The sequence below is a fragment of the Nocardioides eburneus genome (genome assembly GCF_040838215.1).
Lineage (GTDB): Bacteria > Actinomycetota > Actinomycetes > Propionibacteriales > Nocardioidaceae > Nocardioides > Nocardioides eburneus.
This window is the reverse complement of record NZ_JBFPJR010000020.1, coordinates 44183-66987: the sequence shown is the minus strand read 5'-3', so window position 1 is coordinate 66987 and position 22805 is coordinate 44183. Positions and strand designations below refer to the sequence as shown.

22 protein-coding genes are annotated in these 22805 nt (G+C 71.4%); 14 read left to right on the top strand and 8 right to left on the bottom strand.

Annotated elements, in window-relative coordinates:
* Positions 1–155: 155 nt before the first annotated feature.
* Genes dusB through AB3X52_RS12485 form a run of 3 tightly spaced genes read right to left on the bottom strand, consistent with a single transcriptional unit; the run spans position 156 to position 3468 of the window.
* Entirely contained in the window at positions 156–1292 is a 1137-nt protein-coding gene (gene dusB / locus AB3X52_RS12495) for a tRNA dihydrouridine synthase DusB (protein ID WP_367994412.1), read from the bottom strand.
* Between the two features lie 45 nt (positions 1293–1337).
* The gene (locus AB3X52_RS12490) at positions 1338–2033 is read right to left on the bottom strand and encodes a hypothetical protein (protein ID WP_367994411.1); all 696 of its coding nucleotides are present in this window, start codon (positions 2031–2033) and stop codon (positions 1338–1340) included.
* 25 nt (positions 2034–2058) lie between these two features.
* The gene (locus AB3X52_RS12485; protein WP_367994410.1) at positions 2059–3468 is read right to left on the bottom strand and encodes a glycine--tRNA ligase; all 1410 of its coding nucleotides are present in this window, start codon (positions 3466–3468) and stop codon (positions 2059–2061) included.
* A 173-nt stretch (positions 3469–3641) separates the two neighbouring features.
* Here AB3X52_RS12485 and AB3X52_RS12480 point away from each other — a divergent pair, with 173 nt between their 5' ends.
* From AB3X52_RS12480 to AB3X52_RS12455, 6 genes are all read left to right on the top strand, one after another.
* Entirely contained in the window at positions 3642–4607 is a 966-nt protein-coding gene (locus AB3X52_RS12480) for a metal ABC transporter substrate-binding protein (RefSeq protein WP_367994409.1), read from the top strand.
* On the top strand, positions 4598–5428 hold the full coding sequence (locus tag AB3X52_RS12475; RefSeq protein ID WP_367994408.1) for a metal ABC transporter ATP-binding protein: 831 nt from the start codon (positions 4598–4600) through the stop codon (positions 5426–5428). The genes AB3X52_RS12480 and AB3X52_RS12475 overlap by 10 nt, the downstream gene beginning before the upstream one ends.
* Positions 5429–5430: 2 nt before the next feature.
* Positions 5431–6297: a metal ABC transporter permease gene (locus tag AB3X52_RS12470; protein ID WP_367994407.1), complete on the top strand. Its 867-nt coding sequence runs from the start codon at positions 5431–5433 to the stop codon at positions 6295–6297.
* Positions 6290–6697 carry a Fur family transcriptional regulator gene (locus AB3X52_RS12465; protein ID WP_367994406.1) on the top strand — a complete coding sequence of 136 codons (408 nt, stop codon included), beginning with the start codon at positions 6290–6292 and terminating at the stop codon, positions 6695–6697. The genes AB3X52_RS12470 and AB3X52_RS12465 overlap by 8 nt, the downstream gene beginning before the upstream one ends.
* 151 nt (positions 6698–6848) lie before the next feature.
* On the top strand, positions 6849–7496 hold the full coding sequence (locus AB3X52_RS12460) for a DUF4956 domain-containing protein (protein ID WP_367994405.1): 648 nt from the start codon (positions 6849–6851) through the stop codon (positions 7494–7496).
* Entirely contained in the window at positions 7493–8422 is a 930-nt protein-coding gene (locus AB3X52_RS12455; protein WP_367994404.1) for a polyphosphate polymerase domain-containing protein, read from the top strand. Before AB3X52_RS12460 ends, AB3X52_RS12455 begins: the two co-directional genes overlap by 4 nt.
* Positions 8423–8440: 18 nt before the next feature.
* Here the strand turns inward: AB3X52_RS12455 and AB3X52_RS12450 are convergent, their stop codons facing one another.
* Both AB3X52_RS12450 and recO read right to left on the bottom strand, forming a co-directional pair.
* On the bottom strand, positions 8441–9220 hold the full coding sequence (locus tag AB3X52_RS12450; RefSeq protein ID WP_367994403.1) for an isoprenyl transferase: 780 nt from the start codon (positions 9218–9220) through the stop codon (positions 8441–8443).
* Positions 9221–9248: 28 nt separating this feature from the next.
* On the bottom strand, positions 9249–10007 hold the full coding sequence (gene recO / locus AB3X52_RS12445; RefSeq protein WP_367994402.1) for a DNA repair protein RecO: 759 nt from the start codon (positions 10005–10007) through the stop codon (positions 9249–9251).
* 18 nt (positions 10008–10025) lie between these two features.
* Here recO and AB3X52_RS12440 point away from each other — a divergent pair, with 18 nt between their 5' ends.
* From AB3X52_RS12440 to AB3X52_RS12430, 3 genes are read left to right on the top strand one after another with little or no spacing between them, the layout of a single operon-like run.
* A complete protein-coding gene (locus AB3X52_RS12440; RefSeq protein WP_367994401.1) occupies positions 10026–10895 on the top strand; it encodes an ion transporter in 870 nt (289 codons plus the stop codon).
* 42 nt (positions 10896–10937) lie between these two features.
* Positions 10938–12191: a septum formation family protein gene (locus AB3X52_RS12435; protein WP_367994400.1), complete on the top strand. Its 1254-nt coding sequence runs from the start codon at positions 10938–10940 to the stop codon at positions 12189–12191.
* A gap of 53 nt (positions 12192–12244) precedes the next feature.
* On the top strand, positions 12245–13312 hold the full coding sequence (locus tag AB3X52_RS12430) for an esterase/lipase family protein (protein WP_367994399.1): 1068 nt from the start codon (positions 12245–12247) through the stop codon (positions 13310–13312).
* Positions 13313–13367: 55 nt separating this feature from the next.
* Here the strand turns inward: AB3X52_RS12430 and leuA are convergent, their stop codons facing one another.
* A complete protein-coding gene (leuA, locus tag AB3X52_RS12425; protein WP_367994398.1) occupies positions 13368–15116 on the bottom strand; it encodes a 2-isopropylmalate synthase in 1749 nt (582 codons plus the stop codon).
* Between the two features lie 261 nt (positions 15117–15377).
* Between leuA and AB3X52_RS12420 the strand changes: the two genes are divergently transcribed.
* Together AB3X52_RS12420 and AB3X52_RS12415 are read left to right on the top strand one after the other, a co-directional pair.
* On the top strand, positions 15378–15773 hold the full coding sequence (locus tag AB3X52_RS12420) for a pyridoxamine 5'-phosphate oxidase family protein (RefSeq protein WP_367994397.1): 396 nt from the start codon (positions 15378–15380) through the stop codon (positions 15771–15773).
* Positions 15774–15793: 20 nt separating this feature from the next.
* Complete coding sequence (locus AB3X52_RS12415) at positions 15794–16300, top strand: flavodoxin family protein (protein WP_367994396.1); 507 nt, start codon at positions 15794–15796, stop codon at positions 16298–16300.
* A 107-nt stretch (positions 16301–16407) separates the two neighbouring features.
* Here the strand turns inward: AB3X52_RS12415 and AB3X52_RS12410 are convergent, their stop codons facing one another.
* Together AB3X52_RS12410 and AB3X52_RS12405 are read right to left on the bottom strand one after the other, a co-directional pair.
* Entirely contained in the window at positions 16408–17496 is a 1089-nt protein-coding gene (locus AB3X52_RS12410; RefSeq protein WP_367994395.1) for an acetate/propionate family kinase, read from the bottom strand.
* Positions 17497–17502: 6 nt separating this feature from the next.
* Positions 17503–19914, bottom strand: a complete 2412-nt coding sequence (locus AB3X52_RS12405; protein WP_367994394.1) for a phosphoketolase family protein — start codon at positions 19912–19914, stop codon at positions 17503–17505.
* Between the two features lie 315 nt (positions 19915–20229).
* Between AB3X52_RS12405 and AB3X52_RS12400 the strand changes: the two genes are divergently transcribed.
* From AB3X52_RS12400 to AB3X52_RS12390, 3 genes are all read left to right on the top strand, one after another.
* A complete protein-coding gene (locus AB3X52_RS12400) occupies positions 20230–21060 on the top strand; it encodes a sigma-70 family RNA polymerase sigma factor (RefSeq protein ID WP_367994393.1) in 831 nt (276 codons plus the stop codon).
* 64 nt (positions 21061–21124) lie between these two features.
* Positions 21125–21913, top strand: coding sequence for a septum formation family protein (locus tag AB3X52_RS12395; protein ID WP_367994392.1), 789 nt, complete (start codon positions 21125–21127; stop codon positions 21911–21913).
* Between the two features lie 95 nt (positions 21914–22008).
* Entirely contained in the window at positions 22009–22788 is a 780-nt protein-coding gene (locus AB3X52_RS12390; RefSeq protein WP_367994391.1) for a septum formation family protein, read from the top strand.
* Positions 22789–22805: the final 17 nt, after the last annotated feature.

Below are 22805 nucleotides of genomic sequence, written 5' to 3'. Positions count from 1 at the left end.
GGAGGCGAGTGGCCGGGCACGTCGGTCGAGTACAACACAATCCCTGGGGGGTATCCCAATCACTCCCGGCGAATCCGGCGCTCACGGACCGCGATTTCAGCGATTCCGCCACGGATTCGGCGTGATTCTGCTAACGCGGCCGGCCCGGCCCGGGCTCAGCCGCCCGACGCCTCGGAGGCATCCTCGGTGATGCCGCACCCGCGACCGTCGGCGTCCTCCAGCCAGCCCTCGGGGAGCGCGACCCTGTGGCGGGGCGAGCCCTGTCGACCGCGCGGCGCACCGAGCTCCGACACGGGGAACGGCTCGCCGGGGTCGAGCTGCTCGAGCAGCCGGTCGAGCGCCGCGAGACTGTCGACCAGCGCGAGCGAGCGACGCAGCTCACCACCGGCGCGGAAACCCTTGAGATACCAGCTGATGTGCTTGCGGATCTCCTTGCATCCGCGCTCCTCCCCCATGTGCTGGCAGAGCAGCTCGGCGTGGCGGCGCATCGTCGTCCGCACCTCACCGAGCGTCGGGAGCGCCTGCGTCGCGCGGCCTGCGAAGGCGTCGGCGAGGTCGCGGAAGAGCCACGGCCGGCCGAGACAGCCGCGCCCGACGACGACTCCGGCGGCTCCGGTCTGCTCGACCATGCGGACCGCGTCTGCGGCCTCCCAGACGTCGCCGTTGCCGAGCACGGGGATGTCGACCGACGCGACCAGCTCGGCGATGGCGTCCCAGTCGGCGACGCCGGAGTAGGCCTGCGAGACGGTGCGCCCGTGGAGGGCGATCGCAGCGGCCCCCGACTCCTGCGCGATGCGGCCGGCGTCGAGGTAGGTGAGGTGGTCGTCGTCGATGCCCTTGCGGGTCTTCATCGTGACGGGCACGTCGTACGGCGCCGCGGCCTTGACGGCGTGCTCGAGGATCTCGGCGAGCAGACCGCGCTTCCACGGCAGGGCGCCGCCCCCGCCCTTGCGGGTCACCTTCGGGACCGGACAGCCGAAGTTGAGGTCGATGTGGGCCACGCCGTACTCCGCGCAGAGGATCTCGGCGGCCTTGCCGACGTAGACGGGATCAGTGCCGTAGAGCTGCACCGACCGCACCGTCTCGGCCTCGTCGAAGACGAGCATGTCCTTCGTGTGCTCGTCGCCCTCCACCAGGCCGCGCGACGTGATCATCTCGCAGACGTAGAGGCCCGCGCCCTGCTCGGCGCAGAGCCGGCGGTAGGCCGCGTTGGTGATCCCTGCCATCGGCGCGAGCACCACCGGCGTCTCGACGGTGAGGCCGCCGAGGGTGAGGGAGGAGGCAAGAGGCATGCCCCCATTGTCCGCGACCGGCCCGCCGCGGCCGAATCCCGCCGGTCAGCCCTTCGAGCCGCCGGCCTTCGCCCCGCCCTTGGCTCCCTTGCCGGGCTTCTTCGGCGTCTTCGGCTCGGTGTAGGGCTTCACCGGCCCGGTCCAGGTGATCGGCTGCAGCTTGTCGGTCGGCCGGTAGCTCACCCCGACGAGCTTGCCCTTGTCGGGCACGAGCACGACGAGGCAGACCGACGCCGACGCGCCCTTCGGGAACCGCTTCGGCAGCACGCCGGGCTGGCACGGCTGGAACGAGCTGGCGAACGTCGAGGCCTCGACGAGGTTGTCCGCGTCGTCGAGGCCGTAGAGCGGCACGGGGTAGCCACCCAGCGGCGTGTCGCCGACGTTGGTCACGGTCGCCCGGATGAAGTACGGCGCCCGTGAGGTGGTCTGCGGGTCCAGCTTCCACCCGCTGAAGGTCTGCTGGTAGGTCGTCCGCTGCAGCTGCGTCACCCTGATGCGCAGCGTTCCGGTCACCTTCTGCTTGGGGCTCCACGAGACCGTCGCCGGGCTGCCGACGGTGAGCTTGGTGCCTTCCGGGGTGAGCGGGAGGCTCGTCGCGGAGGCGGTCGCCGACGTCGTACTCGCCGACGGGGAGGCCGGCGAGGACGACGATGGGGCACCGCTGTCGGACGAGGAGCCGCAGCCGGCGAGGAGGCTGCCGCTCAGCAGGGCAGCAGCGAGGAGAACGACCGGGTGACGCATGCGCACATCATGCCTTCCGCGCGGCTCAGCAGCCGAGCAGACGCTCCGCGAAGTAGGCGCTGATGCCGGCGAGCGGGATGCGCTCCTGGGCCATCGTGTCGCGCTCCCGGACCGTGACGGCGTCGTCCTCGAGGGTGTCGAAGTCGACGGTCACGCAGTACGGCGTCCCGATCTCGTCCTGGCGACGGTAGCGACGGCCGATCGCGCCGGAGTCGTCGAAGTCGACGGTCCAGTTCTGCCGGAGCTCCGCGGCGAGCGCCCGCGCCTTGGGGCTCAGGTCGGCGTTGCGGCTCAGCGGCAGCACGGCGACCTTGACCGGGGCCAGACGCGGGTCGAGACGGAGCACGACGCGCTTGTCGACGCCGCCCTTGGTGTTCGGCGCCTCGTCCTCGGTGTAGGCGTCGACCAGGAACGTCATCAGGCTGCGCGACAGGCCGGCCGCGGGCTCGATGACGAACGGCGTGTAGCGCTCGTTGTTGGCCTGGTCGAAGTAGCTGAGGTCCTGGCCGGAGTGCTTGGCGTGGGTCGAGAGGTCGAAGTCGGTGCGGTTGGCGATGCCCTCGAGCTCGCCCCACTCCGAGCCCGCGAACTTGAAGCGGTACTCGATGTCGACGGTGCGCGTCGAGTAGTGGGAGAGCTTCTCCTTCGGGTGCTCGAAGTGGCGCAGGTTGTCGGGGTTGATGCCGAGGTCGACGTACCACCGGGTGCGCTCGTCGATCCAGTACTGGTGCCACTCGGCGTCCTCGCCGGGCTTGACGAAGAACTCCATCTCCATCTGCTCGAACTCGCGCGTGCGGAAGATGAAGTTGCCGGGCGTGATCTCGTTGCGGAAGCTCTTGCCGATCTGCGCGATGCCGAACGGGGGCTTCATCCGCTGGCTCGTCACGACGTTGGCGAAGTTGACGAAGATCCCCTGCGCGGTCTCGGGACGCAGGTAGTGCAGGCCGGACTCGTCCTCGATCACGCCGAGGTAGGTCTTGAGCAGGCCCGAGAACTGCCGCGGCTCGGTCCAGGCGCCCCGCGTGCCGCAGTTGGGGCAGGCGACCTCGGCCATGGGCACGTCGTCGGGGTCGACGTCGTGGCCCTTCTTCGCCTCCTTCTCGGCGAACGCCTCCTGGAGGTGGTCGGCGCGGAACCGCTTGTGGCACGACTGGCACTCGGTCAGCGGGTCGGTGAAGGTCTCGACGTGGCCGGAGGCCTCCCAGACCTGGCGCGGCAGGATGACCGCCGAGTCGAGACCGACGACGTCGTCGCGGCTCTGCACCATCGCGCGCCACCACTGGCGCTTGATGTTCTCCTTGAGCTCCACACCGAGCGGGCCGTAGTCCCACGCGCTACGCGTGCCTCCGTAGATCTCGCCGCTCGGGTAGACGAAGCCGCGCCGCTTGGCGAGGGAGACGACGAGGTCGATGGTCGATGCGGGCGGCTTTGCCACGGGGAACGCTCTCTTCTCGGGAAGGTTCGGAGTGTCCGGGCCAGCCTATCGAGGCGGTCGACGCCTTTTCGCATCCGGACGCCTCCGACCCCGTACGACGGCCGGCGGGCCGCCGCTTCCGCCTGGCGGGCGAGCAGTTGACAATCATTCTCATGCTGCTGAGAATGATTCTCATGCTCAGACAGCTCGTCGTTGCCGCGACCGCCACGACCGCCCTCTCCGCGCTCACCGGCTGCGGTGCCTTCTCCGACAGCTCGGCGACCGACGACGGCCGGCTCACGGTGGTCGCCGGGCTCTACCCGCTGCAGTGGGTGGCGCAGCAGGTCGCCGGCGACCGCGTCCAGGTCGAGGACCTCACCCAGCCGGGACAGGAGCCGCACGACCTCGAGCTCTCGCCCAAGGAGACCGGCGACGTGGCCGCGGCCGACCTCGTCGTCTACGAGAAGGGGCTGCAGGCCGCGGTCGACCAGGCCGTGAAGCAGACCGCCGGCGGGACGGCGCTCGACGTCGGCCCCGTGGCCGGTCTCGAACCGCTCGACCACGGCGGCCACGACGACGTCACGCACCACCCCGGCCAGACCCAGGACGAGGAGGCCGAGGAGTCGGCGAAGGACCTCGGCGACCTCGATCCGCACTTCTGGCAGGACCCGCTCAAGCTGGCCAAGGTCGGCGACGCGGTCGCCGAGGCGCTCGCGAAGATCGACGCGCCGCACGCCACGGCGTACCACGCCAACGCGGAGGCGCTCCGCACCAAGCTGGAGAAGCTCGACCATGAGTACGCCGCCGGCCTGGCCCACTGCCAGCGCGACGTCATCGTGGTGAGCCACAACGCGTTCGGCTACCTGTGGCGCTACGGCATCGACGTCGAGCCGATCGCAGGCCTCTCCCCCGACGCCGAGCCCACCCCGGCCGATCTCGGGCGGCTCCAACAGCTGATCAAGAAGGACGGCATCACGACGGTCTTCGGCGAGCGACTGGTCCCGGCCTCGCTCTCCAAGACCCTCGCCGACGATGCCGGGGTGACGACCGCGGTGCTCGACCCCATCGAAGGGCTGACCGACGCGACCACGGACGACGACTATCTTTCGCTCATGCGCGACAACCTCGCCGCCCTCACGAAGGCCAACGGATGCCAGTGACCGCCGCCCCGCTCGACGATCCCGTCGAGCTCAGCCGCGGCCGGGTGACGATCGCCGGGCGCGACATCCTCCGCGACGTCTCGCTCGAGGTGCACCCCGGTGAGTTCCTCGCGCTGATGGGGCCGAACGGCTCGGGCAAGTCCACGCTCGTCCGCGCCCTCACCGGCCTGAACCCGCTCTCCGCCGGCGCGCTGCGGCTCTTCGGAACGCCGTACGCCTCGTTCCGCGACTGGCACCGGGTGGGCTTCGTGCCGCAGCGGGCCAGCGCCGCTTCGGGCATCCCCGCAAGCGTCTGGGAGGTCGTGGCCTCGGGACGGCTGACCCGGCGGCGGCTGCTGCGCCGCCTCTCCCACGCCGACCGCGCCGCCATCGACGACGCGCTCGAGACCGTCGGGCTCGCTCATCGCAAGCAGGACGGCGTCACCACCCTCTCGGGGGGCCAGCAGCAGCGGACGCTCATCGCCCGCGCGCTGGCGGGCGAGCCGGAGCTGTTCTTCCTCGACGAGCCGACCGCCGGCGTGGACCTGCCCAACCAGCAGGCGCTCGCCGACGCGCTCCACCGCCTCAAGGACCGCGGCGCGACGATCGTGCTCGTCGCACATGAGCTCGGGCCGCTCGCGCCGCTCGTCGACCGCACGGTCGTCATGCGCGACGGCGAGAAGGTGTACGACGGGGTGCCGCTCGCCGACCACGAGGTCCACGGCCCGGTGTTCTTCGGCGAGTCCCACAGCCATCACCACCACGACGAGCCGGTGCATCACGACCACGGCCCCGTGCCCCAGGTCGACGCGCCGCTCGAGCGCTCCCAGGAAGGTTCGTGACCATGACCGCGTGGGACCTCTTCTCGCTGCCGTTCATGCAGCGTGCGCTGCTCGCCGCGGTCTTCACCGGTCTGGCAGCGCCCGCCGTCGGCACCTACCTCGTCCAGCGCCGACTCGCGCTGATGGGCGACGGCATCGGCCACGTCGCGGTCACCGGCGTCGCCCTCGGCCTCGTGACCCACACGTCTCCGACGTGGACCGCGGTCGTCGTCGCGATCCTCGGCTCCGTCGTCATCGAGCTGATCCGCGAGCGTGGCCATGCCGGCGGGGACGTCGCGCTGGCACTGCTGTTCTACGGCGGCCTGGCCGGCGGCGTACTCCTCTCCGGGATCGGCGGGAAGTCCGCGACGACGCTGCAGGAGTACCTCTTCGGCTCCATCACGACGATCTCCGCCGGCGACGTGATCGTGACGATGGTGCTGGCGGCGGTCGTGCTGGTCGTCGGCGTCGGTCTGGCACCGCAGCTCTTCGCCGTCGCGCAGGACCAGGAGTTCGCCCAGGTGGCCGGCCTGCCGGTGCGGGTCTACAACCTGCTCGTCGCCGTCCTCGCCGCGGTCAGCGTGACGGTGGCCATGCGGACCGTCGGCCTGCTGCTGGTCTCGGCGCTGATGGTGATCCCGGTCGCGACGTCGCAGCAGGTCACCCGCACCTTCCGCACCACCCTCGCGGCCTCGATGGTCCTCGGCTTCGTGGCCTCGCTCGGGGGTCTGGTGATCTCCACCTTCGCCTCCTACCACGCCACCGTCGCGCCCGGCCCCACGATCGTGCTCCTCGCCCTCGCCTGCTTCATCCTGGCCTGGCCGACCGGTGCCTGGCTGCGCCGCCGTCGGGCGGCTGCTCTCCCCACGGGAGGTGCGACCGATGTCTGAATCCTCGGCACCCGGGTCGTCGGGTCTGCGCCCGACCAAGCAGCGGCTCGCCGTCGTGGAGACGCTCGATTCCGCCGACGGGTTCCACTCCGCGCAGGAGATCCACGAGCTGCTCGGCCAGCGGGGCGAGACCGTGGGTCTCGCCACCGTCTACCGCACCCTCCAGCGGCTCGCCGAGGCCGGCGAGATCGACATGATGCGCACCGAGGACGGTGAGGCGATCTATCGCCGCTGCTCCGACACGCATCATCACCACCTCGTGTGCCGCTCCTGCGGCCGGACCGTCGAGGTGGAGGGCCCGGCCGTCGAGCGCTGGACCCGGTCGATCGCCGAGCAGCACGGCTTCGCCGACGTCTCCCACACCCTGGAGATCTTCGGGACCTGCCCTGCCTGTCGCTGACGGCAACATCCGCGGAGCCTCGTCGAGAGCGGTCGCGCACGCGGGACATGGCCGCGCTCGGACGCCCTGCCTAAGGTGACCTGATGGAACGCCTCGGCCTCGCATCCACTCGTCCACGCTCCCACCGGTCCGTGCTCGGGCCGCTGACCCGATGACGCCCGTCGCCGGCGCCAGCGTCTCCGGCAGCAACTTCGCCGACTTCGGCGTGCACCTCGCCGTCGACGCCGTCGCGGTCGTCATCCTCGCGGTCGGCATCTACCTGCCTCGGCACGCCCGTCGTGACCTGATGACGGCCATGGTGTGCTTCAACGTCGCGCTCTTCGTCGTGCTGGCGACCATCGACGTGCGCAGCACGGACGTCGGCGTCGGGTTCGGCCTGTTCGCGCTCCTCTCGATCATCACCTTGCGCAGCGAGACCTTCTCGACCATCGAGCTCGGCTACCTGTTCGTCGCGATCGTCGTCGGAGTCGTCAACGCCCTCGAGGTCGGCGGGCGGTTCCTCGACTGGCGCAACGAGGGCTTCGCAGCCCTGCTGACCGCCGTCGCGCTGGTCGCCGTCTATGCCGCCGACCACCCCCGTCTGAGCCGCGCCACCGGGCACCAGCAGGTCACGCTCGACCGCGTCCACGCGGACCCGGCCCTCCTCCGCGCCGACCTCGAGGAGCGTCTGCACGTCACCGTCACCTCGGCGAGCGTGCTGCACACCGACTACGTCGCCGAGACGATGCTCGTGGACGTCCGCTACCGGCACCGCCCGGCCGCTTCGGCAGCGCCGCGCGGCCCGAGGGGTACGCCGTGAGGCCCGCCGGTCCGGCGTACGCGCCCGGTGCTCGTCCCGAGGTCGTCGCCCGCCGGCTGCTGCGACCGGTCACCCTCCCGGAGCTGGAGGCGGTCTCGCTGCAGGTCCGCGTCGACTCGAAGTACGTGCTGACCCGGCCTCAGCTCACCCGCCTGCTCGAGCAGGTCGCGTCGCGTTGCCGGCTGCTGCACGTCGACGGGGAGCCCGCCCAGGACTACGACACGCAATACTTCGACACCCGGGACCTGCGCTCCTACCGTGACCACGTGCAGCGGCGCCGCCGGCAGTACAAGCTCCGCACCCGGGTCTATCTCGGCTCGGACCTCCGAGTCTTCGAGGTCAAGATGCAGGACGGTCGTGGGCAGACGGTGAAGCGCCGGATCGAGCACGCCGCCCCTCCCGACGTCCTCGACGACTCCGCCCTGACCTTCGCGCGCCAGACGCTGCTCGAGCACTACGGTCTCGAGCCGGGCCCGGCTCTCCTGCCCCAGCTGCGCAACCGCTACCGCCGCCTCACCATCACCACCGACGGCGCGGCCGAGCGCACCACGCTCGACCTCGACCTGCGGATGCTCCGCGGCGACCGCGTCGTCGGCGCGATGCACGACGACCTCGTGCTCGTCGAGACCAAGAGCGCCCGGGGCAACGGCTACGTCGACCGGGTGCTGTGGCAGCTCGGGGCCCGGCCGCGGCGGGTCAGCAAGTACTGCATCGGAACGACGATGATCCATCCCGGACTCACGGCGAACCGCTATCGCCGGACCCTGCGCGACGCGTTCACGGGTGCTCCGATCCTGCGGCCCGTCGGGCCCGCGCGCCCGCCGGCGCTGGTCTCGGGAGCGCTGCTCGAGGGGCCGCCTCGTCCCCCGCGACCCCCGCGCGCGCCGCGTCCACCCCGGGCGGTGCGGCCCGCCCGGCCGGACTGACACGCCGTCGTACCCGCGTCAGACCCGGTTGGGCAGGGCGCCGCCGTACCGCCGATCGCGCCGTGCGTAGGTCTCGATGGCCGCCCAGAGATGGCGCCGGTCGACGTCGGGCCACAGGACGTCGGTGAAGACGAACTCGCTGTAGGCCGCCTGCCAGAGCATGTAGTTGGAGAGCCGCTGCTCACCGCTGGTGCGCCAGATCAGGTCGGCGTCGGGCAGCTCGGGCACGTAGAGATAGCGCGCGAACGTCTTCTCGTCGACCTTGTCCGGGTTGATCCGTCCGGCCGCGGCGTCCTGCGCGATCCGGCGCGCCGCGTCGGCCAGCTCCGCGCGACCGCCGTAGTTGACACACATCGTCAGCGTGCAGACGTCGTTGTCGCGGGTGAGCTCCTCGGCGACCTGGAGCTCCTTGATGACCGACTTCCACAACCGCGGGGTGCGGCCGGCCCAGCGGACACGCACGCCGAGCTCGTTCATCTCGTCGCGGCGGCGCCGGATGACGTCGCGGTTGAAGCCCATCAGGAACCGCACCTCGTCGGGGCTCCGCGTCCAGTTCTCCGTCGAGAAGGCGTAGGCGCTGATCGCCTTCACCCCGATCTCGATCGCGCCCTCGACGACGTCGAAGAGGCTGCTCTCGCCCTCCTCGTGGCCCTTCGTGCGCGGCAGCCCGCGCTCCTTGGCCCACCGGCCGTTCCCGTCCATGATGATCGCGACGTGCTTCGGGACGAGGTCCTTCGGCACCGGCGGCGGGGTCGCGCCGGACGGGTGGGGCGACGGCGTACGGAACTGCCTCTTCACAGCGGCTGAGCCTAGCGGTGGGGACGGCTCACTTCTCGACGTACTCCAGCGAGCGCAGGCCGCGGCCGTGACCCTCGACGCCGAGATGCCAGGCGAGGTACGCCGCCACCAGACCGCTCGCCTCACGGCTGGTGCGGTCCTCGGCCAGCGCGACCGCGTCCCAGTCACCGGCGAGCAGCGCCCCGAGGAGGGCGACCGTCTCCGCGGCCGGCGACGCGGACCCCGGCACGCGACAGGTCGCGCAGAGGATCCCGCCCATCGACGGGTTGAACCAGTGGTGCGGGCTCCCTCCGGGGCTCGGCAGCACGCCACAGCGCGCGCAGTGCTCGAAGCTCGGCGCATAGCCGGCCACCGAGAGCGAACGGAGCAGGTAGGAGTCGAGCACGTGTCGCGGCGCCCGCTCCCCCTGCGCGAGCACCCGCAGCCCGCCGACGAGGAGGAGGTACTGCTGCACGGACGGCTCGCGCTCCTCGGCCACCAGCCGGTCCGCGGTCTCGAGCATGCAGGTGCCGGCCGTGTAGCGGTCGTAGTCGAGCCCGATCCCGCTGTGGAACAGCGTCAGCGTCTCGGCCTGGGTGATCGTGTCGAGATTGCGCCCCTCGGCGAGCTGGAGGTCCACGTGGGTGAACGGCTCCAGCCGGGAGCCGAACTTCGACGTCGTACGCCGGACGCCCTTGGCCACCGCGTGCACCCGGCCGTGGTGGCGGGTCAGCAGGGTGATGATGCGATCTGCTTCCCCCAGCTTGTGGGTGCGCAGCACGATCGCCTCGTCGCGGTAGAGAGGCACCCGTCTATTGTGCCGCGCATGACCGCTGCCGAGTCGCCCGCCACTCCGACCCGTACGGCGCCGCCCGGAGGCCCCGCCACCACGGGGCGCCCGCAGCTGCCGCACGCCCTGCCCTCGGACGCGATCTTCCGGGCGGTGCCGCCGAAGGCACAGCTCCACCACCGCGCCGCCGCACACCGCCGGCCGGGGTTCCTCGCGTGGCTGCTCGCCCTCGCCTCGCTCCTCTCGCTCGCCGCGCTCGTGTGGGTGCTGTGCTGGCCTCCGGCTCAGCCCTGGCACGACCGGGTCGTCGGTGTCGACGTCGCGATCTCCGCGCTCTTCGCGCTGCAGTGGCTGTGGCGGCTGGCCAGGACCCGCGGCGATCGGGCGTTCTGGGGCACGGCCTGGTGGGAGCTGGTCGCGATCGTGCCGCTGATCACGCCCTGGGCGGGCGACCATACGTTCCCGCTCGTGGTGGTGGGGCTCGCCAGGTTGGCGCGGGCGATCGACACGTGCGACGACCTCTACGGCGACTTCATCACCATCTGGCTCGTCCACCACTTCTCGGCGCCGATCGTCGAGGCGATCAAGCGGCCGATCACGGTGGCCGTGCTCGACGAGGTGATCGACGTCATCAAGACCGGCACGTATGCCGCCAACGTTCGCAGCGCGCTCGATGAGAACCACGCGGAGCTGGAGTCGATGGTGCTCGAGCTTCTCCGGGAGGACCAGACGACGGGAAAGCTGAAGTACCTCCCCTTCCATGACGACATCGTCAAGCTCGTCGCCGACACGGTGCTGCGCATCGTCGACGGCGCGCTCGACGACCCGCGGACCACCGAGCTGATCAGCGACGTCATCCGCAACTCCGCGACCCAGCTGCGCCAGGCCATCCGCGACGAGGTCTGAGCGGGGCGTTTCGCGGCCGCGGGAGGTGGGGAGGCTGCCGCCATGCCGCTCCCCCAGACGCTCGGCCGCCTCACCTTCGCCCGCCCGCTCACCGCCGACGCCGCCACGGTCAGCGCCCTCTACGTCGACACCACGACCGGTCAGTACGTCGTCGTCCGCACCGTGAGCGAGGCACGCGCCTCGGACCCCGACGCCCGGGACGACTTCCGGCGCCAGGCGTACGCCGCCGGCCCGGTGCTCCAGGTCGGCCAGGCGCCCGACGGCACGCCGTACGTCGTCGTGCCGTACGGCGCCCCTCCGTCAGCCTCCCCCGCGGCGCCACCGACGCCGACCGTCGCACCTCCCGCTGGCCCGCCGGCCTTCACTCCGCCAGCGCTGACGCCGCCGGCGTTCGCCCCGCCGGCGTTCGCCCCGCCGGCCTTCACGCCGCCGTCCGGCCCGCAGACCGGCCACCCGTGGCCCGCACCGTCCGGTCCGAAGCCGCCGACGCAGCCCGGCGCTCCCGCCTCGCGCCCTCGGCGTCTCCTCTGGCCGATCCTCGTCGCGGCGGCCGTGCTGGTGCTCGTGGCCGGTGGTCTCGCCGCCCTTCTCTTGACCGGCGGCGGCTCCGACGCTCCGTCCGCCTCGACGCGCGCCGGTGCCGCGACCGGCACCTCCCCGTCCGCCGACCCGACGCTCGGGCCGGACGCGCCGCACCCGGGTGAGTGCCGCAACGTGCCGGACAGCGTGATCGCCGCGCTGAGCGACGACTCCCCCGTCGTCAGCTGCGATGCACCGCACAAGGCCTACACGTTCTACGTCGGTCGCTACCGGGGCGACACGCCTGACAACGACTACGCCAGCCATGAGTGCGTGACGCGGGTCGCGAAGACGCTCGGCGTCACCGAGGCGAAGGCGAAGCTGACGGCGTACACCACGATCTTCTTCCAGCCGAGCGACCAGCAGTGGGCCGCCGGGGCGCGCTGGTTCCGCTGCGACCTCGCCCTCGTCGCGGCCGGGCCGTCGCTCCGACCGCTGCCGCTGGGCGAGATCCTGCTGCCGGCTCCGCTGCCGGACAAGCTCGCCGGCTGCATGACCTCGGCCCACGAGCGGACGACCTGCGACGAGCCGCACGCCTACCGTGCCTTCGCCACGTGGACGGCGACCGGCGGTCCGACGCCACCAACCAACGCCGACCTGACGGCCCAGGCCGAGAAGGCCTGCCCGGCCGGCGCCGTCTACTTCACCTGGCCGGGCGCCGGCACGTGGAGGTACGGCGATCGCACCGCGGTGTGCTGGCGCGCGTCGACGTCCTGAGTCGCGACGCCCCGCGGCGTAACCCACGCCCCGCCTGTGGCGTTGGCCACACCATGAGACGTCCTGCGTTCCGATCGGTCGTGTTCGCGCTCCTGCTCGCCGCCGGGCTCGTGGTCGGCGGAGCACCAGTGCCGTCAGCGAGCGCGGCGACCGGCGGGGCGTCGTACGCACCTCTCGACCGGCCTGGCCCGCGCCTGACCGTCCCGACCGCGAAGCTCCGTGCGGCCCTGACCTGTCACGGCGACCCGACCAAGGGCCCCGAGCCGGTGCTGCTCAATCCGGCGACCAGCGTGACCCCGGAGCAGAACTACTCCTGGACCTACGAGCCCGCCTTCACCGCGCAGGGACGCGCCTGGTGCGCGGTCACGATGCCCTACGCCACCGAGGGCGACATCCAGACCGCCGCGGAGTACCTCACCTTCGGCATCCGCACACTGCATCAGCGAGCCGGCCGCAAGATCGCCGTGCTCGGCCATAGTCAGGGCGGCATGAGCATGCGGTGGGTGCTGCGCTTCTGGCCGGACACCCGCGCCATGGTCGACGACGTCATCGGGATGGCGCCCTCCAACCACGGCAGCACGGCCCTGCCGGTCTGCCGTCCCGGGCTCACGACCTGCACACCGGCGGTGTGGCAGCAGCAGGCGGATGCGCGGTTCATCGCGGCGCTCAACAGCCGGGCGGAGACCTTCGCCCAGATCAGCTACACGGTGGTCTACACCCACAACGACGAGGTCGTGACGCCCAACTACTCCGCCGCGTCCTCATCCTCAGCGCTGCACACCGGAAAAGGCGCGATCACCAACGTCGCGGTCCAGGACGTCTGTCCGGCCGACACCAGCGAGCACCTCCTGGTCGGCACCACCGACGCGGTCACCTACGCGCTCGTCATGGACGCGCTCACCCACCGAGGCCCCGCGAAACCGGCGCGCGTCAACTCCTCCGTCTGCGCCCAGCCGACGATGCCGTACGTCGACCCGGCCTCCGCCAACACCTACCTGCAGGTGCTGCGCGCCGTCCCGGGCGTCGCGACCCTGCCTCTTCCGCTGGTCAACGCCGTCGGCGCACCCGAGGTCGCGGCGGAGCCGAAGCTGCGTTGCTACGTCTTCGCCTCGGGCTGCTGACCGGGTTGTGAGTGCCAGCGCGGCGCGGAGGCCGCGCTGGCACTCACAACGCGCGCTACCCCGCCCGGTTGACGGCCGAGATCACGGCCTTGAGCGACGCGGTGACGATGTTGGCGTCGATCCCGACACCCCAGAAGATCTGGTCGCCCACCGAGCACTCGACGTATGCCGCCGCGAGCGCGTCGCCCCCGGCGCTGAGCGCGTGCTCCGCGTAGTCGAGGACGCGGACGTCCCAGCCCTGCTCCTGCGCCTTCGGCAGCTCGTTGATCGCCTCGACGAACGCGGAGAGCGGGCCGTTGCCCGAGCCCTGCAGCGCGGTGGCCTCACCGTCGACGTAGACGTTGACGGTGAGAGCGTCCTTCTCGCCGGCCGCGGCGGAGGTGTGGACCGAGTTGAGCTTCAGCGGCGCGTCCTTGTCGAGGTACTCGGCACGGAAGATCTGCCAGATCTCCTCCGGGCTGACCTCGCCGCCCTCGGCGTCGGTGTGCTGCTGGATGACCCGGCTGAACTCGATCTGGGCGCGACGCGGCAGGTCGAGGTTGTGCTCGGACTTGAGGACGTAGGCGACACCGCCCTTGCCGGACTGGCTGTTGACCCGGATGACGGCCTCGTAGGTGCGGCCGACGTCGTGCGGGTCGATCGGCAGGTAGGGCGCCTCCCACGGGATCTCGGAGACGGGCTTGCCCTGCTCCGCAGCGATCCGGTCGAGGTCCTCCAGCCCCTTCTTGATGGCGTCCTGGTGGGAGCCCGAGAAGGCGGTGTAGACCAGGTCGCCCGCGTAGGGGTGGCGCGGGTGGACCGGCAGGTTCGTGGCGTACTCGACGGTGCGACGGATCTCGTCGATGTCGTCGAAGGAGATCATCGGGTCGATGCCCTGGCTGAAGAGGTTCATCCCCAGGGTCACCAGGTCGACGTTGCCGGTGCGCTCGCCGTGGCCGAAGAGACAGCCCTCGACGCGGTCGGCGCCGGCCATCAGGGCCAGCTCGGTCGCGGCCACCGCGGTGCCGCGGTCGTTGTGGGGATGCAAGGAGATGGCGCTGTGCTCGCGACGCGTGAGGCCGCGGGAGAAGTACTCGATCTGGTCGGCGTAGGTGTTGGGCGTCGACATCTCGACGGTCGCCGGCAGGTTGAGGATGATCTCGCGGCCGGCCTCGGGCTGCCACACGTCGGAGACGCGCTCGCAGACCTCGAGGGCGAAGTCGGTGTCGGTCTGGGTGAAGATCTCGGGGCTGTACTGATAGCCGAAGTCCTCGGTCCCGACGATCGGACCGAGGTGCTTCTCGGCGTACTTCATCACCATCTGGGTGCCGTTGACGGCGATCCCGATGCACTCCTCGGGGGTGACCTTGAAGACCACCCGGCGGAAGAGCTCGGCGGTGGCGTTGTAGAGGTGGATCGTCGCCCGCGGCGCGCCGGCCAGCGACTCGGCCGTGCGCTCGATGAGGTCCTCGCGCGCCTGGGTCAGGACCGAGATCTGGACGTCGTCCGGGATCCGGTCCTCCTCGATCAGCGTGCGGACGAAGTCGAAGTCGGTTTGGCTGGCGCTCGGGAAGCCGACCTCGATCTCCTTGTAGCCCATCTTCACCAGCAGCTCGAACATCAGGAGCTTGCGGGCCGGCGTCATCGGGTCGATCAGCGCCTGGTTGCCGTCACGCAGGTCGGTGGAGAGCCAGCGCGGCGCGTGGGTGATCTTCTTCGTCGGCCAGGTCCGGTCCGGGACGTCGACGGGGACGAAGGCGCGATAGCGCTCGAAGGGCATGCCCGAAGGCTTCTGCTGGTTGCTGGTGTTGCTCAGGTTCGTCATGTCTGCCTCGCTGCTGGGGAGAGTGGGAGGCCGGGGACGCCAAGAACTCCGCAGCGAGGGGGTCCGGCCTTCAGTGCCTGATTCCTGGGGCCCCGCTGCGGCAGCTAAGGAGGAGGCTGCGCATCATGACGCCAGTCACGATAACAGAGCCTCGACGTCATCGGCGTCCCGCGTCTCAGGAGGACTGGCTCGCACGGCTGTGGCCGGGGCTGACAGACTGGCGACGACGCAACGCAGGATCCACCGAGGAAGGAGCGGGTCGTGGCCCATCTGGAGGAGCTGACGGTCGAGGAGTCCTGGAAGCTGGCGGCGACGTCCCGCCTGTCCCGGATCGGCTGGAACGGCCCGACCGGCCCCGTGGTGATCCCGGTCAACCACGTCATCAGCGACGGCGCGGTCTGGATCCGCACCGGCGCCCACTCCGCGATGGCCGAGCAGGTCGACGAGAGCGCCATCGCACTCCTCATCGACGACCTCGACCCGGACACCCACCTCGGCTGGTCGGTGCAGTTCAAGGGCCGCGCCGAGATCTGCTACCACGAGGACCAGGTGCCGGAGCACGTCCGCACGCAGCGCACCTGGCCCGGCGGCGCTCGTCCGCTGTGGGTCCGGCTCACCCCTGCGGACGTCAACGGCCGCCGGCTGACGGCCGACTGAGCGACCGGAGGGCGGCGCCGATGCCCCGGCTGCTGGTGGTCCACCACTCCCCCACGCGCTCGCTGCAACGGCTCACCGAGGCGGTCGTCGCCGGCGCCCACGACCCCGAGGTCCAGGCGGCCGGTGAGGGGGTCGCGGTCGTCGTACGCCCGGCGTTGGAGGCCACCGCGGAGGACGTGCTCGGCGCCGACGGCTACGTGCTCGGGACGAGCGCCAACTTCGGCTACATGTCCGGAGCGCTCAAGCATTTCTTCGACTCGACGTTCCTGCAGGTCGGTGGCGCGCTCGACCCGTCAGGGGCGGCCGACGGCACGAGCGGCGCCGCGACCGCCAAGCGGCCGTACGCGCTCTACGTGCACGGCCGCTACGACACCACCGGCGCGATCCGGTCGGTCCGGTCGATCGTCCAGGCGCTCGGCTGGCGGGAGGCGTACGACGTCCTGGACGTGCTCGGCGACGTGACGGACGCCCACGCGGAGTCGGCGTACGAGCTCGGCGCCACGCTCGCCGCAGTTCTCACCGGGTAGGGCCGCCACAACCCGCGACTCGACCCGTCACAACCGACGACTCGACCCGTCACAACCGACGACTCGACCCGTCACAACCGACGACTCGACCCGTCACAACCCGCAGCTCAACCGCGCAGGACGTGCTCGACGTTCGCCGCGATCTGGAGGTCCTCGCGCGACGCGACGACGAGGACGCGTACGGCGGAGCCCGGGCCGGTGAGGTCGTGGTCCCCCGACTCCTCGGGGCGGTTGCGGTCCGGATCGAGGGCGAGACCGAGGAAGGCCAGGCGGTCGGCGACCCGGGCCCGGACGAGGGCGGAGTGCTCCCCCACCCCGCCGGTGAAGACGAGGGCGTCGAGACCGCCCGCGGAGACGACCATGCCGCCGATCTCGCGGGCCAGGCGGTGGATGTAGATGTCGAGGGCGGTGGCGCAGTCGGCGTCGCCGGCCCGGGCGCCCTCGACGACCTCGCGGATGTCACCTGAGGTGCCGGTGAGGCCCTTGAGACCGGCGTTGTGCTCCAGCCCGTCGGCGACCTCGTCGAGCGAGAGGCCGGCGTGCTGCTGGAGCCACAGGACCAGCCCCGGGTCGACCGAGCCGCTGCGCACCTGCATGACGAGGCCGGCGAGCGGGGTGAAGCCCATCGTCGTGTCGACGGAGCGGCCACGGTCGACGGCGCACAGCGAGGCGCCGCCGCCGAGGTGGCAGGTGACCACCTTGAGCTCCTCGAGGGGACGGCCGATCATCTCGGCGGCCCGGCCGGCGGCGTACTCGTGGGAGAGGCCGTGGAAGCCGTAGCGGCGCAGCCGCCAGCGCCGGTTCCACTCCCGCGGGATGGCGTAGACGGCGGCCTCCGGTGGCAGGGTGCGATGGAAGGCGGTGTCGAAGCAGGCCACGACCGGGAGATCGGGCCAGGCCTCACGGACGGCACGGGTCGCGGCCAGCGCGGGCGGGTTGTGCAGCGGCGCCAGGTCGGCCGCGGCGTCGAGCTCCCCGAGCACCGCGTCGTCGACGCGGACCGGTTCGAGCCGGTCCGGCCCGCCATGGACGAAACGGACGCCGACGGCGTCGACCGGCCCCCACCGCTCGAGCACCACGCGGAGCTCCGCGGCACCCTCGTCGGCGGCGACGTTGGCGCTCTCGCGGGCCTCGTGGTCGCTCACGAGGGCGACCTTGAGCGTGCTCGAGCCCGGGTTGACGACGAGGACGCGCACCGGCCCTCAGCCCTCGGGCGCGTCGTTCTCGGGCGAGTCGGTGCGCACCTGGGGCCCGTCGACCGGCGACCACGTCCACGACCGCACCTCGGGCATGTCCTCGCCGTGGCGGCGGACGTAGGCCCGGTGCTCGATGAGCTTGTTCTTGAGCATCTCGTGGACGTGGCCGGTGCGGCTCGCCAGCCCGGGCACCCGCTCGAGGACGTCCAGGGCGAGGTCGAACCGGTCGAGCTGGTTGAGCACGCACATGTCGAACGGCGTCGTCGTGGTGCCCTCCTCCTTGTAGCCCCGCACGTGGAAGTTGGCGTGGTTGGTGCGTCGGTAGGTCAGCCGATGGATGAGCCACGGGTAGCCGTGGTAGGCGAAGATCACCGGAGTGTCGGTCGTGAAGAGCGCGTCGAAGTCGTGGTCGGACAAGCCGTGCGGGTGCTCGGTCTCAGGCTGGAGGCGCATCAGGTCCACGACGTTGACCACCCGGATCCTCAAGGAGGGGACCTGCTCGCGCAGGATCGAGACCGCGGCCAGCGTCTCCTGCGTGGGGATGTCGCCGGCGCAGGCCATCACCACGTCGGGCGCCGCCCCCTCGTCGCTGGACGCCCAGTCCCAGATCCCGATGCCCTTGGTCGCATGGACGACGGCGTCGTCCATGGAGAGGTACTGCAGCGCCGGCTGCTTGCCCGCGACGATGACGTTGACGTAGTTGCGCGACCGCAGGCAGTGGTCGGCCACCGAGAGCAGCGTGTTGGCGTCCGGCGGCAGGTAGACGCGGACGACGTCGGCCTTCTTGTTGACCACGTGGTCGATGAAGCCGGGGTCCTGGTGGGAGAAGCCGTTGTGGTCCTGGCGCCACACGTGGCTGGTGAGCAGGATGTTGAGCGAGGCGATCGGCGCGCGCCAATCGATGTGGCGGGTGGTCTTCAACCACTTCGCGTGCTGGTTGAACATCGAGTCGATGATGTGGATGAAGGCCTCGTAGCAGGAGAACAAGCCGTGGCGGCCGGTGAGCAGGTAGCCCTCCAACCAGCCCTCGCAGGTGTGCTCCGAGAGGATCTCCATGATCCGGCCCTCCGGCGCCAGATGGTCGTCAGCCCAGAACCCGTCGGCGACGATGCGTGCGTTCCAGGCCCGGTCGGTCACCTCCATCACGTCTTGGAGCCGGTTGGAGGAGTTCTCGTCGGGCGAGAACATCCGGAAGTTCGTCATGTTGGCCCGCATGACGTCGCGCAGCCAGCCGCCCAGGACGCGGGTCGACTCCACGGCGCCCGTCCCCGGCACGACGTCGACGGCGTACGCGCGGAAGTCGGGGAGCTCGAGGTCCTGCAGGATCGTGCCGCCGTTGGCGTGCGGGCTGGCGCTCATCCGCTTGGCACCCGCCGGGTGGAGGTCGCGGATGTCGTCGTAGGGCGCCCCGCTCTCGTCGAAGAGCTCCTCGGGCCGGTAGGACCGCAGCCAGGTGCCGAGGACGGCACGGTGGGAGTCGTCGCCGCGGGCGTCGGCGAACGGGACCTGGTGGGAGCGCCAGTAGCCCTCGATCGGCTTTCCGTCGACCTCCTTCGGCCCGGTCCAGCCCTTCGGCGAGCGCAGGACGATCATCGGCCACGGACGCCGAGCGACCGGGCCGCTCGCGGACCTCGCCTCGGCCTGGATGTCGCGGATCTCGTCGAGCGCCGCGTCGAGGGCCTCGGCGAAGGCGTGGTGCATCTCGGCGGGGTCGGAGCCGGCGACGACGTACGGCTGGTGCCCGTATCCGCGCATCAGCGCGGCGAGCTCCTCGTCGCCGATGCGGGCCAAGACGGTCGGGTTGGCGATCTTGAACCCGTTCAGATGCAGGACCGGGAGTACGGCGCCGTCCCGGCGCGGGTCGACGAACTTGGTGCCGTGCCAGCTGGTCGCCAGCGGCCCGGTCTCGGCCTCCCCGTCGCCGACGACCGCGCACACGACCAGGTCGGGGTTGTCGAACGCCGCGCCGTAGGCGTGCGAGAGGGCGTAGCCCAGCTCGCCGCCCTCATGGATGGAGCCCGGCGTCTCGGGCGCCACGTGGCTGGGGATGCCGCCCGGGAAGGAGAACTGGGTGAAGAGCTTCGTCAGCCCGTCGAGGTCCTGGCCGATGCTGGGATAGGTCTCCGTGTAGGTGCCCTCGAGGTAGGACGCCGCCACGAGGCCCGGACCGCCGTGGCCGGGACCGGTGATGAAGAGCGCGTCGAGGTCGCGCGCCACGATCGCGCGGTTCATGTGGGCGTAGATGAAGTTCAGGCCCGGCGTCGTGCCCCAGTGCCCCAGCAGCCGCGGCTTCACGTGCTCGGCGACCAGCGGCTCGCGCAGCAGCGGGTTGCCCATCAGATAGATCTGCCCGACCGAGAGATAGTTGGCGGCACGCCACCAGCGGTCGATCCGGGTCAGCTCCTGCTCGTCCAGCATGGGGTTCCCTCCACGGTCGGCGTCACGTCCTTCTCTACCGTGTCGCGCCGCGCGAGGGCCAGAGATCCGCGTCACGTGTTGCCGGCCCCCGGCCACGCGGCGCGCCATTCCCGGGTGGACGGACACGTTTGCGCTGCCCCCGATCTGGGCTACGGTCGAGAACGAACCCCCAGCACCGCTGCACCACACCCGCAGCACCCCGACGGCGTCGTACGCCGTCTGCTGAGCCCCGTCGCCGAGACCGGAAGGAGCACGGGCCGAGCACCGCACGGATCGCCATCTGCACGACCCACCCACCATCACGATGGAGGCACGATGGAGGCTGGCACAGCAGCAACGACCACCCCGGACAGGCCGCGCACGGCGCCCGACGGCGACCGCGGGCTCACCCGCGCCGAACGCGCCCAGGCCACCGACCGACTGATCGAGCAGTCCCGCCGCGCCCCCGACGACGACCGGCGCCACGAGATCCTCGAGAAGGTCATCCTCATCAACCGCGGCGTCGCCGAGGCCGTCGCGGCCCGCTATCGCCGCCGCGGAGTCGCCCAGGAGGACCTCGAGCAGGCGGCGTACGAAGGTCTCGTCAAGGCGGTCCACCGCTTCGACCCGGATCGCAACAAGGACCTGCTCACCTATGCGGTCCCCACCATCCGCGGCGAGCTTCAGCGGCACTTCCGCGACCACAGCTGGACGGTGCGGCCACCGCGCCGGGTGCAGGAGCTGCAGTGGCGGGTCAACCGCTGCATCGACGACCTCACCCAGGAGCTCGGCCACGAGCCGAGCGACGACCAGGTGCGCGACACGCTCGACCTGAGCCGAGAGGAGTACGACGAGGCCGTGGTCGCCTTCGGCTGCTTCACGCCGACCTCGCTCGACCAGCCCCTGGGCCAGGACGCCAGCTCGACGGTCGCCGACCTCGTCCCCGACGAGACCAACGACGCCGACGCCGCCGAGGCGCGGACGACGCTGGAGCCCGTGCTCAAGGGGCTTCCCGAGCGCGACCGGCGGATCCTCTACCTGCGGTTCTTCGAGGACCAGACCCAGGAGGAGATCGGTCATGAGCTGGGCGTGACGCAGATGCAGGTCTCCCGGCTGCTCAACCGCATCCTCCGCGATCTGAGGGAGGCGCTCGGCAGCGTGGCGTAGCCGCTCGTCCCGGGTGGAGGCTGAGGTTTGGGTGGCTGCGAGGACGTCCGTACGATCGGGCTCCGTGATCCGCCTCCTGACCGCCGCCCTGGCTCTGCTGGTGCTGTGCACGGCGTGCGGCGGCGGTGACAAGGCGGGTGCCGACCCGGGACAGGACACCACGGCCGTGCCCACGACACACGTGTGCCGCAACCTCACCCGCGCCGACGTCCAGCGCCCGACCAACGCCAGCCCACTGGTCGACTGCGACGACCCGCACAACGCCGAGACGTACGCCGCCGGCCCGCTGCCCACGACGTTCGCCGAGGCGAGCGAGGAGAGCGACCACCTCGCCGACTGGATCTATGACACCTGCACCGCCAAGCTCGAGCGGCACCTCGGCGCCGACCAGAGCCTGCTGATGCGGTCGATGCTGAGCTGGGTGTGGTTCGGGCCCTCCGATCGCGCCTGGGCCAAGGGGGCGCGGTGGTATCGCTGCGACCTCCTCGGCGGCGGGCAGTCGGGGGCGGCGTATGTCGACCTCCCGACCGTCACCCGCAACATGCTGCGCGGGAAGAACGTCGACGACCGCTGGCTGGTCTGCGCCCGCGGCGCCACCGTGGACGGCACGAAGGTGGCCTGCTCGGAGAAGCACAGCTGGCGGGCCGTGACGACCATCAAGCTCGGCGAGCCGTCCACGCCGTACCCCGGCGATGCGAAGGTGAAGGCGACGACGCGCGAGTACTGCGCCGACTCGGTGAAGGCCTGGCTGGGCTATCCCGCGAGCTACGACTACGGCTACACCTGGTTCGGGCAGGACGAGTGGAACGCGGGCAACCGCCGCTCGGTCTGCTGGGCGAAGACCGACCAGTGAGGCGGGTGGGACAGATGAGGCCGCTGGCGTTCGAGAGGTCACCGCGACGCGCGTCGACTCGGCGCACGGCCCGAGTCGCGTCCGTCCTCCTGGCCGTGCTGGCGGCTCTGGCCGGGTGCGGCGGCGGCACCCCCGCGCCGACCCCGAGCCCGAGCGCCCCCGCCCCGTCCCCGACGCACGCGACCGCCGCGCCCACGCCGGCGGCCGACGCGTGCTACGCGCTGACGTTCGACCAGGCGCTCGCTCCCACCGCCCAGAGCCGCGCGGTCCCATGCGCGAAGCGCCACACCACCGAGACCTACGCCGTCGGCCGACTCGACACCGTCATCGACGGACACCTCGTGGCGGTCGACTCCGCACACGTCCGCGACCAGGTCGCCCGGGCCTGCCCGGCGCGGCTCGCGCGCTTCCTCGGCGGGACCGCCGACGACCTGCGGCTGAGCATGCTGCGCCCGGTCTGGTTCACCCCTACGGTGGAGCAGTCCGATGCCGGGGCGCAGTGGTACCGCTGCGATGTCATCGCGATCGCCGGCCCCACCACCCTCCTGCCGGTCACCGGGCACCTCAAGGGCGCCCTCGCCGACCAGCGCGCGGACGACTTCGCGATGTGCAGCACCGCCGAGCCCGGCACCGCCGGCTTCACCCGCGTCCCCTGTCAGCGCCAGCACAGCTGGAAGGCGCTTCGCACCGTGCCGCTCCCGGCCGGGAAGTACCCCGGCGAGGCCGCCGCGAAGGCCGCCGGCCAGACGATCTGCCGCGACGCCGGCCGTGACGCCGCCAGCGACGCCCTCGACTACCAGTGGGGCTACGAGTGGCCGACCGCCCAGGAGTGGCGGGGCGGACAGACCTACGGCATCTGCTGGGCGCCCGACTGAGCACGGCCCCGGCGCGG

What these genes read in the sequence shown, in the direction of transcription:
- AB3X52_RS12460 (WP_367994405.1), top strand. Translation starts at nt 6,849, where the DNA reads ATGACGCCCGTCGCCGGCGCCAGCGTCTCCGGCAGCAACTTCGCCGAC.
- AB3X52_RS12400 (WP_367994393.1), top strand. Translation starts at nt 20,230, where the DNA reads ATGGAGGCTGGCACAGCAGCAACGACCACCCCGGACAGGCCGCGCACG.
- AB3X52_RS12440 (WP_367994401.1), top strand. Translation starts at nt 10,026, where the DNA reads ATGACCGCTGCCGAGTCGCCCGCCACTCCGACCCGTACGGCGCCGCCC.
- AB3X52_RS12470 (WP_367994407.1), top strand. Translation starts at nt 5,431, where the DNA reads ATGACCGCGTGGGACCTCTTCTCGCTGCCGTTCATGCAGCGTGCGCTG.
- AB3X52_RS12405 (WP_367994394.1), bottom strand. Translation starts at nt 19,914, where the DNA reads ATGCTGGACGAGCAGGAGCTGACCCGGATCGACCGCTGGTGGCGTGCC.
- dusB (WP_367994412.1), bottom strand. Translation starts at nt 1,292, where the DNA reads ATGCCTCTTGCCTCCTCCCTCACCCTCGGCGGCCTCACCGTCGAGACG.
- AB3X52_RS12480 (WP_367994409.1), top strand. Translation starts at nt 3,642, where the DNA reads ATGCTCAGACAGCTCGTCGTTGCCGCGACCGCCACGACCGCCCTCTCC.
- AB3X52_RS12415 (WP_367994396.1), top strand. Translation starts at nt 15,794, where the DNA reads ATGCCCCGGCTGCTGGTGGTCCACCACTCCCCCACGCGCTCGCTGCAA.
- leuA (WP_367994398.1), bottom strand. Translation starts at nt 15,116, where the DNA reads ATGACGAACCTGAGCAACACCAGCAACCAGCAGAAGCCTTCGGGCATG.
- AB3X52_RS12430 (WP_367994399.1), top strand. Translation starts at nt 12,245, where the DNA reads ATGAGACGTCCTGCGTTCCGATCGGTCGTGTTCGCGCTCCTGCTCGCC.
- AB3X52_RS12475 (WP_367994408.1), top strand. Translation starts at nt 4,598, where the DNA reads ATGCCAGTGACCGCCGCCCCGCTCGACGATCCCGTCGAGCTCAGCCGC.
- AB3X52_RS12490 (WP_367994411.1), bottom strand. Translation starts at nt 2,033, where the DNA reads ATGCGTCACCCGGTCGTTCTCCTCGCTGCTGCCCTGCTGAGCGGCAGC.
- AB3X52_RS12465 (WP_367994406.1), top strand. Translation starts at nt 6,290, where the DNA reads ATGTCTGAATCCTCGGCACCCGGGTCGTCGGGTCTGCGCCCGACCAAG.
- AB3X52_RS12435 (WP_367994400.1), top strand. Translation starts at nt 10,938, where the DNA reads ATGCCGCTCCCCCAGACGCTCGGCCGCCTCACCTTCGCCCGCCCGCTC.